We start from the raw sequence: 13718 nt of genomic DNA, 5'->3' as shown, positions 1-13718 counted from the left end.
CGGTTTTCAGTGGTGATGGGTGTGGTCGTGGCTGGGGTCCGTGCATCCAGACGGCAAATGCCCCCATACGATCAGCGCTTCGCGCCCTTCCACGGCCAGCTCCACCTTGGCACCCACAGGTAGCAAGACCTTGGTGGGAACATGCCCAAATGGCAGCTGGGTCAGGACCGGTACTTTCAGCTGACTGCGCAGCCAGGACAACACCGTAGCCATCCGGAAGCTGCCGTCATGCGGCACCTTGGTGAAACCGGTGAACTGGCCCAGCACCACCGCCTTTTGGCGCGCCAACACACCGCTATACAGCAACTGGGTCAGCATGCGCTCGATGCGATACGGGTGCTCGCCCACGTCCTCCAGAAACAGCACGCCGCCTTGGATGTCCGGGAAATACGGCGTACCGATCTGCGACACGAGGACTGAAAGATTCCCACCCCACAGCGTAGCGTCTTTGATATAAAAACTGCCGCTAGCGCAATCAGAATCTGCGCTGGCAGCTACTGAATCAATAGCAAGCTGAGCATCTTCGCGGCCCATTCGCCAGCCGGTGCCCTCGCCCTGCCCTTCGATCAGGTCGTCAAAACAGGCTTCCATGATGTCGTCCGGTAGCTCCGCCGTGCCGAAGTCTTCGCCCAATGCCGGCCCGGCCCAGGTGATGGCACCGGTTTGCGCCAGCAGCGCGTTTTGCAAAGCTGTGAAATCGCTGAACCCGACAAACTGCGTGCCGTGGTGGATGGCATGGGTCACGGCAGCGTAGTCGATCTGGCCTAGCAGACGCGTCAGTCCGTAGCCACCGCGTGAAATCAGCGCAACGTCGGCACCACTTGCGGCCGCACGGTGGATGGCAGCAACGCGGGTGGCATCGTCGCCAGCAAAGCGCATATGGCTCTTGAGGGCATCGGTGTCGATTTCCACCGTATGGCCCAGGGATTTGAGGCGGGCTACGCCGCGTTTGAAAGCAGCCTTGTCGCGCACTGCGCCAGAGGGGGAGTAAATATAAATATGTTTGGTCACGCGCAGGAGTATCCCATTGGCCAATCAGGCAGGGGTGAAATAGGTGGCGGCCTGTTGCGCCGCTTGCAGTCCCGGCGGGCAAGCCAGTTGAAGCGTCTGCCCATGCCATGTAACGGGCGCAGCTTGAGCGCCCTGCTCCGCCGCCCAGCGGGCCCATGCACGCAGAGCTGCACGATGCCCGGGATCAGGAAAAGGGGCATCGTCTGCCAAATGCACGGAGGCCAGCTGCAACACCAACAAGCCTTGAAAAACCTCGGGCATCTTTGTCAGCAAGGCCTGCCCCAACGGGTCACCCGCTTGTAAAACCAGCACTACGCGGTGCAGCGCCAGGTGCTGCACCCATTCCCGCAGGATGCGGCAATGCCAGTCCAGACTATGTAAAGTCTCTTTCTTGGGTTTGTCGCTGCGGCCGAACCCGACCAGGTCAGGCACCAGCACGCGCTGTCCCGCCGCCAGCAATGGCGGTAGCATCTGCCGGTACTGGTACCCCCAACCGGAGGCGCTGTGCAGGCAAACATAGCTGAGACCCGCAGCGTGCGGGCCCTCGTCTACATAGGCCATGCGCAAGCCCGCAAGCGCAGGCAGATCGCTGATGTAATGCGTGGCCCATGAAAAATCGGCCAAGCCGGCAAACTGGGCTTCTGGCGTGCGCAAAGCATCTTCACGTAGTACGTGGCGCGCCTGGCGTTGCGCTGCCCGCCGCTGCTGAAAAAAGTCTTGCAGCAGTGCGGCGCATTCTTCAGCCAGTACGCCGCCTTGCAGCTGGGTCTGGTGGTTCAACTGGGGCTGGGCGAATACGTTCAGCACCGATCCGGCCGCACCGGTCTTAGGGTCGGCTGCGCCAAACACCACGCGTTGCAGTCGCGCGTGCAGCATGGCGCCGCTGCACATGGTGCAGGGCTCCAGGGTGACGAACATCTCGCAGCCGTCCAGCCGGTAATTGCCCAACGCCTGGGCTGCTGCACGCAGGGCGACGATTTCGGCATGGGCTGTGGGGTCATGACTATCCACGGGCGCATTACGCCCGCTGGCAACTACCTTGCCATCTTTCACGACCACGGCGCCGACAGGCACCTCACCAGCAGCCGCGGCCAGACCTGCTTCAGCCAGGGCCAGCTGCATTACATCGGCGTCACTCAAGGCCATGTTTGCTATGAATTAAGTAGCAACTGCCGCAGATAAAATCTGCACCAACTGCCAAAAACATCAAGGTTTTTCATCGGGCAGCATGCGCGGCTGCTGCAAGGCTGCATCCACCGCCTGTTTGACCTGCTGAGGCATGTTTTGCGCCGAGGCGGCGGCCTGCGGCGTTTGCACCGTAGGCGTCAGCTGCTTCTTGGCCAGCAGGCCCAGCACAAGCACTACCAGCAGCAAACCCAGGAGGCTAAAAATGGCGCGCATGGTTCAGGCCCGATGGATCCGCCTTATTCCCACTCGATGGTGGCTGGCGGCTTGCTCGATACGTCGTAGGTCACGCGGTTGATGCCACGCACTTCGTTGATGATGCGGCCAGACACTTTCTTCAGCAACGCATAGGGCAGCTCGGCCCAATCGGCGGTCATGAAGTCGCTGGTCTGCACGGCGCGCAGGGCCACCACATAGTCGTAGGTACGTCCGTCGCCCATCACGCCCACGCTCTTCACCGGTAGGAACACGGTAAAAGCCTGGCTAGTCAGCTGATACCAAGTCTTGCCCGTAGCTTCGTCCTTGAAGTTGTGCAGCTCTTCGATGAAGATCGCGTCGGCACGGCGCAGCAGGTCGGCGTATTCCTTCTTGACTTCGCCCAGAATCCGCACACCCAGGCCGGGGCCGGGAAACGGGTGGCGGTACACCATGTTGTATGGCAGGCCCAGGGCCACGCCGAGCTCGCGTACTTCGTCCTTGAACAACTCTCGCAGCGGCTCCAGCAGCTTGAGACCCAACTCGGCCGGCAGGCCGCCAACGTTGTGGTGGCTCTTGATGGTGACGGCTTTTTTGCTCTTGGCGCCGCCGGACTCGATCACGTCGGGGTAAATTGTGCCCTGGGCCAGCCATTTGGCGCCCTTGGCGCCCTCGCCTTTCAGCTTGGCGGCCTCTTGCTTGAACACGGTGACGAACTCGCCGCCGATGATCTTGCGCTTGACTTCGGGGTCGCTCACACCAGCCAGCTTGCCCAGGAACAGGTCGGAAGCATCGGCGCGGATGACCTTGGCGTGCAGCTTGCCGACGAACATGTCCATCACCATATCGCCTTCGTTCAGGCGCAGCAGGCCGTGGTCCACGAACACGCAGGTCAGCTGGTCGCCGATGGCACGGTGAATCAGGGCCGCGGCCACCGACGAATCGACGCCACCGGACAGACCCAGGATCACTTCTTCGTCACCCACCTGCTCGCGGATGTGCGCTACGGCTTCGCTGATGTAGTCGCCCATCACCCAATCGGGCTTGGTGGCGCAGATGCCGAGCACAAAGCGGTTCAGCAGCGCCTGGCCTTGCACGGTGTGCGTGACTTCAGGGTGGAACTGCACGGCATAGAAGTTACGGGCTTCGTCGGCCATGCCGGCGATCGGGCAGCCGTCGGTGCTGGCCATTAGCTTGAAGCCGGGTGGTAGCTCGGTCACCTTGTCGCCGTGGCTCATCCAGACGTTCAGCATGCCCTCGCCTTCGGGCGTGGTGAAGTCGGCAATGTCTTTCAACAAAGCGGTATGGCCGCGGGCGCGCACGGCGGCAAAGCCAAATTCGCGGGTATGGCCGGTTTCCACCTTGCCACCCAGTTGCTGGGCCATGGTTTGCATGCCGTAGCAGATGCCCAGCACCGGCAGGCCGAGTTCGAACACCACCTGGGGCGCACGGTCGGTGCTTTCTTCGGTCACGCTGGCGTGGCTGCCGGACAGGATGATGCCCTTCAGCTTGCCGTCCGCGGCGTAATTACGAATCCACTCGTCTGTCACATCGCAGGGATGGACTTCACAGAACACATGGGCTTCGCGTACACGGCGGGCGATGAGTTGGGTGACTTGCGAACCGAAGTCGAGGATGAGGATTTTTTGGTGCGTAGACATGAACGGACGTGGGGTCAAAATCAAAAACGGGCAGCGCGTAGGCTGCCCGGATGGGGTTACTTACCGTATGCCTTATTCCGAACGGTAGTTCGGGGCTTCCTTGGTGATCTGCACATCATGGACATGGCTTTCGCGGATGCCGGCAGAGGTGATTTCCACGAACTCGGCCTTGTTCTTCATGTCGTCGATAGTGGCGCAGCCGCAATATCCCATGCTGGCGCGGATACCGCCGGCCATTTGGAAAATGATGGACACCATGGAGCCCTTGTAGGGCACGCGACCTTCGATGCCTTCGGGTACCAGCTTGTCGGCGTTCGGATTGCCGGTGCTGACTTCCTGGAAGTAGCGGTCGGCACTGCCCTGCTGCATGGCTCCGATGCTGCCCATGCCACGGTAGCTTTTGTAGCTGCGGCCCTGGAATAGCACTACCTCACCCGGAGCCTCTTCGGTGCCGGCGAACATGCCCCCCATCATCACGGTGCTGGCGCCTGCCGCAATGGCTTTGGCGATGTCGCCGCTGTAGCGGATGCCACCGTCGGCAATCAGCGGCACGCCGGAGCCTTGCAAGGCGGTCGCCACGTTGTCGATGGCCATGATTTGTGGCACACCCACACCCGCCACAATACGGGTGGTGCAAATGCTGCCGGGGCCAATGCCAACCTTGACTGCATCGGCGCCGGCTTCGGCCAGCGCCAGAGCCGCCGCGCCGGTGGCGATGTTGCCGCCGATCACGTCGATTTGCGGGTAGTTTTGCTTGATCCAACGCACGCGGTCGATCACGCCCTTGCTGTGGCCGTGGGCGGTGTCCACCACGATCGCGTCCACGCCGGCACGTACCAGGGCTTCAACACGCTCTTCGGTGCCGTCACCCACGCCAACCGCAGCGCCTACGCGCAACTGGCCTCGGGCATCACGTGCGGCATTGGGGAAGCTGGTCTGCTTGGTGATGTCCTTGACGGTGATCAGGCCCTTGAGCTCGAATGCATCGTTGACCACCAGCAGGCGTTCCAGCTTGGACTTGTTCAGCAATGCCTTGGCTTCGGCCAAGGAGGCGCCTTCCGTCACGGTGACCAGCTTTTCACGTGGCGTCATGATCTGGCTGACTGGCACGTCGTAGCGGGTTTCAAAACGCAAATCGCGGCTGGTGACGATGCCGACCACCTTGCCGCCATCGCAGACCGGAAAGCCCGAGATGCCCAGCTGTGCCGACATATCGATCACCTGGCGCACGGTGTGGCTCGGGGTGATGATGACAGGATCACGCAGCACACCGGACTCGTAGCGCTTGACCTTCAGCACTTCAGCGGCTTGCTGCTTGGGAGTGAAGTTTTTGTGCACGATACCCATGCCGCCCTCTTGTGCCATGGCAATAGCCAGGCGGGCTTCAGTCACCGTGTCCATGGCGGCAGACACCAGGGGCAGGTTCAGGGTAATGTTGCGGGATAGACGGGTGGCAAGAGACGTGTCCTTGGGCAGGACTTGGGAGAACGCTGGCACCAACAACACATCGTCGAAAGTGAGCGCTTTTCCTAGCAGGCGCATATCAAAGCTCCAAAAGTCGTATTGTACTAGCCCGCAACAGGGGTATTCTTTGCGCAACAGCAGCGCCCGGAGAAGCTGTAGGGCCAAAGCATTCATATCCTTGCAGGCATGCGGCCGCTAAACTAGCGGCATGAAATTGCACAAAATGCTCGTAGTCGCTTTGGGATGTGGGCTGTCGTTGGCGGCTTTTGCGCAATGGCAGTGGATGGATAACACCGGAATCAAGGTTTTTAGTGACCGCCCGCCACCACCCGACATTCCCGCCAAAAATATTTTGAAGCAGCCAGGCGGCACCCTGAAGATCAAGGCCGCAGCGCCGGAGGTACCGGCTTCTGCCGCATCCGCCCCCAAGATCAGTGGCGTGGACAAGGCCTTGGAAGAGAAAAAGAAGCAGGCGGAAGACGCGGAAGCCGCCAAGCGCAAGGCCGAAGCCGATAAAAATGCCGCGGCCAAGGCAGAGAACTGCACCCGCGCCCGCCAATCCAAGATCCAATACGATTCCGGCATACGCATTGCGCGCGTAAATGAAAAAGGTGAACGGGAAATTTTGGACGACGCTGCGCGCAATGCCGAATCGCAGCGCATCCAGGACGTAATCAACGCCGACTGCAAATAAAGCTGTAGACCTAGCTTAATAGCCCGATTTAGCCCCGGCTCGCTTCTGGGCAAACAAACCGGTGGTACGCGCGCCCTGGCGTTTAAAGCGGGTGCGCCGCGCTTCCATGGGGTCTGCCGTTAGAGGGCGGTAAATTTCCACCCGGTCGCCGTCTTCCAGTACCTGCTCCAACTGCGCCTTACGGCCCCATATACCTAGCGCGACCTCGGCGGGCTTAATGTCGGGAAACAGCCTCAGCACACCGCTGGCATGCACGGCATCGTCCAGGCTGGAGCCTTGCGGCAGCGAGAGCGTGGTCTCGAAAACCTCCCGCGGCGCCGGCGAATACACCAGCGTGATGTTGATGTTCACCCGTACACCTGCTCGGCGCGTTTGACAAAGGCATCCACCAGACTGCCTGCGATGCGATCAAACACGGGCCCCACCAGGGCCGACAAGGCCACGCTGTCAAAACCGTAGTTCAGCTGCAGGTCCACGCGGCAGGCGCGTTGCTGGCCGTCGCCCACGGGGGTGAATTGCCAGTCACCGTCCAGGTTGGAGAATGGGCCTTTGACGAGCTTCATACCCACCCGGCGCCCCGGCACATGGGTGTTTTGGGTGGTGAATTTTTGGTGCAGGCCGCTGAAAGCAATACCCACTTCGGCGGTCATGCCGTTCTCATCCTGGGCCAGCACAGAGGCGTGGTCGCACCAGGGTAAAAACTGCGGATACAGCTCAACTTGGGTGACAAGCTTGAACATTTCCTCGGCGCTGTACCAGATCAGGACGGACTTATGGACGTTTTTCATAGAATGGAAGGCTGCGCGGAATTGTAAAACCTGCACCGCACGCTTTCCGACTTGTACCCCATGGCCAAAAAACCCGATACCAACACCCGCATTGCCGACAATAAAAAGGCCGCTTTCAACTACTTCTTTGAGGAGCGCATTGAATGCGGGCTGGTACTTGAGGGGTGGGAGGTCAAGTCGCTGCGTGAAGGCAAGGTGCAACTGACCGACGGCTATGTCGTGGTGCGCAATGGCGAGCTGTTCATCATCGGCTGCCAGATCCACCCCTTGAATTCGGCCTCCACCCACATCAGCCCGGACAAGGTGCGCACAAAAAAGCTGCTGCTGCACAAAGAGCAGATCAAGAAGCTGATCGTCAAGACCGAACAAAAGGGCTACACGCTGGTGCCGCTAAACCTGCACTGGAAAGGCGGCAAGATCAAATGCGAAATCGCGCTGGCCAAGGGCAAGGCCGAGCATGACAAGCGCGACACCATCAAGGACCGCGAAGGCAAGCGCGAGGTGGAGCGCGCCATGAAGTCGCGCCAGCGCTAGGCGCGTGCGGGCGGCGCTATCGCCGCTATCGCCGTCTACCCCCTGGTAAAAGCCGCTGGCTTCTGCCCAGGATGTTCGTTAGCATGGGCCTGGCACTCTGTAACGAAGGCTCACCATGAAATTGCGCAACCAAATTCTTTCTCTGGGCTTGGTCGGTGTTCTCATGGCCGGACTGGTGGGAGGCATCGGTTTGCTCAATGCCAAACGTCTGACCACGGCCATCAACAGCTCCATCGGCATGGGGGTTGCACTGCAAAGCAGCCAGGAGGCGGACATGATGCACGACGCCGTGCGCGGCGATGTGCTGTTGGCCCTGCTGGGAGCGACCAGCAAGGACGAAGGCCAGATTGAAGAAGCCAAAAAAGGTTTGTCCGAGCACGCCAAAATATTTAACGATGCGCTGAAAACGCTGCAAGGTCTACCCATATCGCCCGAGGTCAAGACTGTCGTCGATAAGACCCTGCCGATGGTGAAGAGCTACACCGACTCTGCCGCCGTGGTGCTGGGCCAGGCATCCACCGACCTGGCAGCCGCACAAGCCGCCGTGCCGGCCTTCCAGAAAGCCTTTGCCGACCTGGAAAAGCAGATGGCCGAACAGTCCGACGCCATCGAGAAAAGTGGCCACGACATGAACCAGGAAGCGCAGGACCAGGCCAACCAGTCCTTGGTGCAAATTGGTCTGGCCCTGGCCCTGGCCAGCGCCGTGCTGGTGGTGGCGGCGCTCTGGCTGGCCAAATACCTGGCGCAACCCATGGCCCACGCCATGCACATCGCCGACCAGCTTTCGCAAGGGGATTTGTCGGTCACGGTGCAGCCTGCAGGCAACGAAGAAACCATACAGCTGCTCAAGTCCATGGCGCACATGCAAGCCAATTTTGCGGGCATCGTGCACAGCGTTAAAAGCAATGCCGAAAGTGTGGCCACGGCCAGCGCAGAAATCTCCCAGGGCAATCACGACCTAAGCGCGCGCACAGAAAACCAGGTCAGCGCGCTGGAACAAACCGCCGCGTCCATGGAGGAACTGGGCTCCACCGTCAAACAGAACGCCAGCAACGCCCAGCAAGCCAACCAGTTGGCCCAGAACGCATCCACCGTGGCCGTGCAAGGCGGTCAGGTAGTAGGCCAGGTGGTGGAAACCATGAAGGGCATACACGACAGCTCGACCAAGATTTCCGACATCATCAGCGTGATCGACAGCATTGCCTTCCAGACCAATATCCTGGCCTTGAATGCTGCCGTGGAAGCCGCCCGCGCGGGCGAACAGGGGCGCGGCTTTGCCGTGGTGGCCAGCGAGGTGCGCAGCCTGGCCGGACGCAGCGCCAACGCGGCCAAGGAGATCAAGTTTCTCATCAACGACAGTGTGGAGCGGGTAGCCCGGGGCACCAGCCTGGTAGACCAGGCCGGTAGCACCATGACCGAAGTGGTGGGCGCCATTCGCAAGGTCACCGACATCATGGGCGAAATCAGCCGGGCCAGCAACGAACAGTCGGCCGGCGTGTCACAGGTCGGTGAAGCCGTCACCCAAATGGACCAAGCCACCCAGCAGAACGCGGCCCTGGTCGAAGAAATGGCCGCCGCCGCCAGCGGGCTCAAGATCCAGGCTGACGGCCTGGTGCAAGCCGTGGCTGTGTTCAAACTAGCCTGATCTGAGGCAATGGGGGAACTTCAGCGCGCGCGCCGTATCATTCAGGGCATGCGTTATTGGCTTTGGTTTCTGCTCATCGTCTCGCTGCCCTTGCGCGCCTGGGTGGGTGATGCCATGGCTTTGGAAATGCTGAAGCCCCACCCAGCCGCTATGCAAAATATAGCTACTGGCGCAGCTATTACCAGCGCCAGCGCTGTTTTTGATGAGGATATGCCAGCCGAACACATGGATTGCGCCGGCCATTCCAGCCAGCCCGAACCCGATGCGGCGCCCCACTGCGGCGATGGCAGCTGCAGCCTGTGCCAGGTCTGCCACTCCGTGGCAACGGTGGCGTCCATACCAGTCTCGGCGCTGGCGTGGACACCCCATGTGCGACCCCATGCGGGCGGCACGCCGTACGCCAGCGCCGCCGCCGCACTAGCGCTGAAACCACCCATTTCCTGAACTCCCTAGCCGTAGTCCGTCTGTACTGCGCCTGATGGCGCCTGTGCGGGGCGGATAACGGTGGCCTGCCGGCCACCTCGCTCGTGTTGTTCAGGAGAATTCTGTGAAAAAAATGTCTTTCGTGGCGGGCACGCTGTTGTGCACGCCCGTCTTTGCCCAGCTGCCATCGGCGGCTGACCCCAGTATTACCGTGCCGCCCGTGGCCTACCGCTCGGTCTTTGCCAGTACCCCTGCCGGCATGGAAATGCAGGCCAGCGACTGGAAGGAGGCCAACGCCCAGGTCGGCCAGTTCCGCCGGGGCCATGCGGATGTCTTGAAGTGGGAGCAGGCCCAGCGCCCGACCACGCAGCCCAATGCATCCAAGCGGTAGCCGTATGCGAATCGCTAAGCTCAAACCTATCAGCACGGCCCTGGCCCTGCTGACCCTGGCCGGCTGCGCCTCGCTCTCACCCGATGGTGGCTTGGCTGACGTGCAAAAGCTGGCCCAGGGTAAGACCGCTGGCGCGCCCGTGCTACTCAGCCAGGACCCGCAGGCATCAAATACTGCCGTCGCCGAGCTGCTGGCGCAGCCATTGCAGGCCGAAGCAGCGGTGCGCATCGCCCTGCTCAATAACCCCAGGCTGCAAGAGTCGCTGGCCACGCTGGGCGTGAGCGATGCCGACCGGGTACAGATGGGGCGTCTGCCCAACCCGCACTTCGCCATTGGCCGCTTCACAGAGGGCGATAGCCGCGAAATCGAGCGCATGCTGAGCTTCAATGTGCTGGGCCTGCTAACCCTGCCCTGGCGCGCCCAGTGGCAGGGCCAGCAACACGAACTGGCCAAGCTACAGGCCGCGCAGGACGTTGTGCGCCTTGCGGCCGACACCCGCAAGGCTTGGATCAACGCCGTGGCCGCTCAGCAAAGTGCCCGCTATCTGCACGATGTCAAAGAGGCAGCCGAAGCCGGTGCCGAACTGGCCCGGCGCATGGCCCGCACCGGCAACTGGAGCCGCCTGGAGCAGGCCCGCGAACAGGTCTTCCTGTCCGATGCCACGGCCCAACTGGCCCGTGCCGAGCAAAAGGCCTTCAGCGAACGTGAAAAGCTCACCCGCCTGCTCGGCCTGTGGGGGGCGCAAGCCAGCTTTAGCCTGCCCGAGCGCCTGCCCGACCTCCCGAAAGCTGCGACCGAGATGGACGACATTGAGGCCCGCGCGCTGCGCGAGCGCCTGGATGTGCGCTCCGCCGTTGCCGAGTCGGACTTTGTCGCGCAGCAAGCCGGTTTCCAACGGGTCGAAGGCTATCTGGATGGCCTGACCCTGACGGCCACCCGTAACACCAGCTTCAACAACACCAGCGGCGAGAAAACCGCCAAGCGCGGCTGGGAGCTGGAACTGCCCTTGCCCTTGTTCGACTGGGGCGGTGCGCGCAACGCCCGGGCCCAGGCCGTGTACCGGCAGTCCACGGCACGGGTGCGCCAGGTAGCGGTGCAGGCCCGCTCGGAGGCGCGCGAAGCCTACTTTGGCTACCGCAGCACCTACGACCTGGCCGTGCACTACCGCGACCAAGTGGTGCCGCTGCGTCAGCTGATCCATGAAGAGCTGGTGCTGCGCTACAGCGGCATGCTGGCCAGCGTGTGGGAGCTGTTGGCCGATACCCGCCAGCAGGTTCTGGCCGTCAACAACGCCCTGGAAGCCCAGCGCGACTTCTGGCTGGCCGAGGCCGATCTGCAGACCACCCTCAGCGGCACCTCGCCTGGCGCGTTAGCGTCTTCTGCCTCCGGCGCCAGCGCCGAGGCCCTCACATCGCAAGGACATTGATATGGACCGTAGAACTTTTTTTGGTGGCACGGCCTTCTCTGCCGTGGCGGCTGCCAGCGTCAGCCGGGTTGCTTTGGCCGCGCTGCCCGAGCCGGTGATCGCCACCACGCCCGTTACCGCGCCGCCGCTGCAGCCCAGCACCGGCCAACCCTACAACCCGGTGGTCACCCTGAATGGCTGGACCTGCCCCTGGCGCATGAACGCAGGAGTGAAGGAATTCCACCTGGTGGCCGAGCCGGTGGTGCGTGAAATCGCCCCCGGCATGAACGCCACGCTATGGGGCTACAACGGCCAGTCGCCCGGCCCCACCATTGAGGTGGTGGAAGGTGACAAGGTACGCATCTTCGTCACCAACCGCCTGCCCGAACACACCACCATCCACTGGCACGGCCAGCGCCTACCCAATGGCATGGATGGCGTGGGCGGACTGACCCAGCCGCAGATACCGGTCGGCAAAACCTTTGTCTACGAATTTATGGCGCGCCGGCCCGGCACCTTCATGTACCACCCGCATGCGGATGAAATGGTGCAGATGGCCATGGGCATGATGGGCTTCTGGGTCACTCACCCCAAGGCCAGCCACCCGCTGATCAGCAGCGTGCAGCGCGACTTCTGCTTTCTGCTGAACGCCTACGACATCGCCCCCGGCAGCACCACACCCCGGCCCAACACCATGCTGGACCAGAACCTGTGGACCTGGAACAGCCGCGCCTTCCCCGGCATAGACAGCCTGAACGTGCGCCTGGGCGACAAGGTTCGCATCCGCGTGGGCAACCTGACCATGACCAACCACCCCATTCATCTGCACGGCCACGAGTTCATGGTCACCGGCACCGATGGTGGCCCGGTGCCAGTCAGCGCCCGTTGGCCCGAGGTAACGACCGACATCGCCGTGGGCCAGATGCGCCAGCTGGAATTCGTGGCCGACGAGGAAGGCGACTGGGCCCTGCATTGCCACAAAAGCCACCACACCATGAACCCCATGGGCCATAGCGTGCCCAATATGATCGGCGTGGACCACCGGGGCCTGGTGCAAAAGATCCAGAAGCTGGTGCCCGACTACATGCTGATGGGCGAGCGCGGCATGGCCGACATGGGCGAGATGCAAATGCCCATCCCCGACCAGACCCTGCCCATGATGACCGGCACCGGCCCCTACGGTCCGCTGGAAATGGGCGGCATGTTCACCACGCTGAAGGTGCGTAAAGACCAAAAGCCGGGCAGCTACGCCGACCCCGGCTGGTATACCCAGCCCCGCGCCAGCCAGGCATTCGAATGGACCGGCGCCCTGGCCGAGCCGACGCGCCCTGCCCCGATACCGCCCGGCGATGCCATGCAGGTCCGCAAGCCCGGCAGCGGCCATGAAAACCATTGAGTCCCATGTTTACTATTAAAACCATAGCTACTCCCGCAGGTACTACCTGCGCCAGAGCCCTATTTTCCTTAAACCACCCAGCACTGAAAAAACCTATGCGCACACCCTACCCAAGCCTGATCGCCGCCCTCATCGCCCTGTCTTGCACGACCAGTTGGGCCCACGGCGACGAAGCCCATAACAGCCAAATGGCTGCAATGAAGAAAGAACAAAAAGCCTGGGGTATTGCCGGCGATGCCCAGGCCGTGACGCGCACCGTCACGCTCAGCATGACCGATGCCATGCGTTTCGAGCCCAACCAGATCAGCGTGAAAAAAGGTGACACGGTGAAGTTCGTCATCCAGAACAGCGGCGCCATGCAGCATGAAATCGTCATCGGTACCAAGAAGGACCTGGACGCACACGCCGCAATGATGGCCAAGTTTCCCACCATGGAACATGACGAGCCCTATATGGCCCATGTGGGCGCGGGCCAAACCGGCACCCTGGTCTGGACCTTCAACCGGGCTGGCAGCTTCGACTTCGCCTGCCTGATCGCCGGCCATTACCAGGCCGGCATGACCGGAAAAATCACCGTCGCTGCCCAATAACCACCACATCAAACCTGAAAGGAATTTCCATGCGCAACACTTCCCGACTCTTTACCGCTCTCGCATCCGCCGTCTTCAGTGCTGGCGTGCTGGCCCAGGCCGCCCTGCCCCTGGTGGATGGCGAAGTCCGCAAGGTGGACCTGTCCGCCCAGAAGATCACGCTGAAACATGGCGAAATCAAAAATCTCGACATGCCGGGCATGAGCATGGTGTTCAAGGTGAAGGATCCAGCCTTGCTGGACAAGGTGAAGGCCGGCGACCGCGTGCAATTCACCGCCGAGGACGTGAACGGCGCGCTGACGGTGGTGTCGATTGAGCGTGTAGCGCCCTGATCTG

The 13718-nt window shown here is 61.8% G+C and carries 16 protein-coding genes; 9 read left to right on the top strand and 7 right to left on the bottom strand.

Annotation, left to right across the window (positions count from 1 at the left end; all coding sequences use genetic code 11):
* Positions 1 to 6: 6 nt before the first annotated feature.
* The 5 genes from AC07R0_RS09770 to guaB form a co-directional block, all read right to left on the bottom strand.
* Entirely contained in the window at positions 7 to 1011 is a 1005-nt protein-coding gene (locus AC07R0_RS09770) for an LD-carboxypeptidase (protein WP_495104650.1), read from the bottom strand.
* Between the two features lie 24 nt (positions 1012 to 1035).
* Positions 1036 to 2157 carry a tRNA adenosine(34) deaminase TadA gene (tadA, locus tag AC07R0_RS09765; RefSeq protein WP_495104649.1) on the bottom strand — a complete coding sequence of 374 codons (1122 nt, stop codon included), beginning with the start codon at positions 2155 to 2157 and terminating at the stop codon, positions 1036 to 1038.
* A 60-nt stretch (positions 2158 to 2217) separates the two neighbouring features.
* Complete coding sequence (locus AC07R0_RS09760; protein ID WP_495104648.1) at positions 2218 to 2412, bottom strand: hypothetical protein; 195 nt, start codon at positions 2410 to 2412, stop codon at positions 2218 to 2220.
* A 23-nt stretch (positions 2413 to 2435) separates the two neighbouring features.
* Positions 2436 to 4052 carry a glutamine-hydrolyzing GMP synthase gene (gene guaA, locus AC07R0_RS09755; protein ID WP_495104647.1) on the bottom strand — a complete coding sequence of 539 codons (1617 nt, stop codon included), beginning with the start codon at positions 4050 to 4052 and terminating at the stop codon, positions 2436 to 2438.
* 72 nt (positions 4053 to 4124) lie between these two features.
* Positions 4125 to 5594, bottom strand: coding sequence for an IMP dehydrogenase (gene guaB, locus AC07R0_RS09750; protein WP_495096674.1), 1470 nt, complete (start codon positions 5592 to 5594; stop codon positions 4125 to 4127).
* Positions 5595 to 5724: 130 nt separating this feature from the next.
* Between guaB and AC07R0_RS09745 the strand changes: the two genes are divergently transcribed.
* Positions 5725 to 6210, top strand: a complete 486-nt coding sequence (locus AC07R0_RS09745; protein ID WP_495104646.1) for a DUF4124 domain-containing protein — start codon at positions 5725 to 5727, stop codon at positions 6208 to 6210.
* Positions 6211 to 6225: 15 nt separating this feature from the next.
* Here AC07R0_RS09745 and AC07R0_RS09740 read toward each other — a convergent pair whose 3' ends face one another.
* On the bottom strand, positions 6226 to 6561 hold the full coding sequence (locus tag AC07R0_RS09740) for an RnfH family protein (protein ID WP_495104645.1): 336 nt from the start codon (positions 6559 to 6561) through the stop codon (positions 6226 to 6228).
* A complete protein-coding gene (locus AC07R0_RS09735) occupies positions 6558 to 6998 on the bottom strand; it encodes a type II toxin-antitoxin system RatA family toxin (RefSeq protein WP_495096677.1) in 441 nt (146 codons plus the stop codon). The genes AC07R0_RS09740 and AC07R0_RS09735 overlap by 4 nt, the downstream gene beginning before the upstream one ends.
* Positions 6999 to 7058: 60 nt before the next feature.
* Between AC07R0_RS09735 and smpB the strand changes: the two genes are divergently transcribed.
* From smpB to AC07R0_RS09695, 8 genes are all read left to right on the top strand, one after another.
* Positions 7059 to 7532 (top strand): SsrA-binding protein SmpB, encoded by a 474-nt coding sequence (smpB, locus tag AC07R0_RS09730; RefSeq protein ID WP_490594157.1) that lies wholly within the window; start codon positions 7059 to 7061, stop codon positions 7530 to 7532.
* Between the two features lie 115 nt (positions 7533 to 7647).
* Positions 7648 to 9177: a methyl-accepting chemotaxis protein gene (locus tag AC07R0_RS09725; RefSeq protein ID WP_495104644.1), complete on the top strand. Its 1530-nt coding sequence runs from the start codon at positions 7648 to 7650 to the stop codon at positions 9175 to 9177.
* 48 nt (positions 9178 to 9225) lie between these two features.
* Positions 9226 to 9621, top strand: coding sequence for a hypothetical protein (locus tag AC07R0_RS09720; RefSeq protein ID WP_495096679.1), 396 nt, complete (start codon positions 9226 to 9228; stop codon positions 9619 to 9621).
* Positions 9622 to 9724: 103 nt separating this feature from the next.
* Positions 9725 to 9991, top strand: a complete 267-nt coding sequence (locus tag AC07R0_RS09715; RefSeq protein ID WP_495096680.1) for a hypothetical protein — start codon at positions 9725 to 9727, stop codon at positions 9989 to 9991.
* A 4-nt stretch (positions 9992 to 9995) separates the two neighbouring features.
* Positions 9996 to 11417 (top strand): TolC family protein, encoded by a 1422-nt coding sequence (locus AC07R0_RS09710; RefSeq protein WP_495104643.1) that lies wholly within the window; start codon positions 9996 to 9998, stop codon positions 11415 to 11417.
* Position 11418: 1 nt separating this feature from the next.
* Positions 11419 to 12792 carry a multicopper oxidase family protein gene (locus AC07R0_RS09705; protein ID WP_495104642.1) on the top strand — a complete coding sequence of 458 codons (1374 nt, stop codon included), beginning with the start codon at positions 11419 to 11421 and terminating at the stop codon, positions 12790 to 12792.
* Between the two features lie 95 nt (positions 12793 to 12887).
* Positions 12888 to 13382 carry a cupredoxin domain-containing protein gene (locus tag AC07R0_RS09700; protein WP_495104641.1) on the top strand — a complete coding sequence of 165 codons (495 nt, stop codon included), beginning with the start codon at positions 12888 to 12890 and terminating at the stop codon, positions 13380 to 13382.
* Between the two features lie 29 nt (positions 13383 to 13411).
* Positions 13412 to 13714, top strand: coding sequence for a copper-binding protein (locus AC07R0_RS09695; protein ID WP_495104640.1), 303 nt, complete (start codon positions 13412 to 13414; stop codon positions 13712 to 13714).
* The last annotated feature ends 4 nt before the right edge of the window (positions 13715 to 13718 follow it).

The sequence above is a fragment of the Rhodoferax sp. GW821-FHT07F03 genome (assembly GCF_059418745.1).
This window is presented reverse-complemented; position numbering and strand designations above follow the sequence as displayed.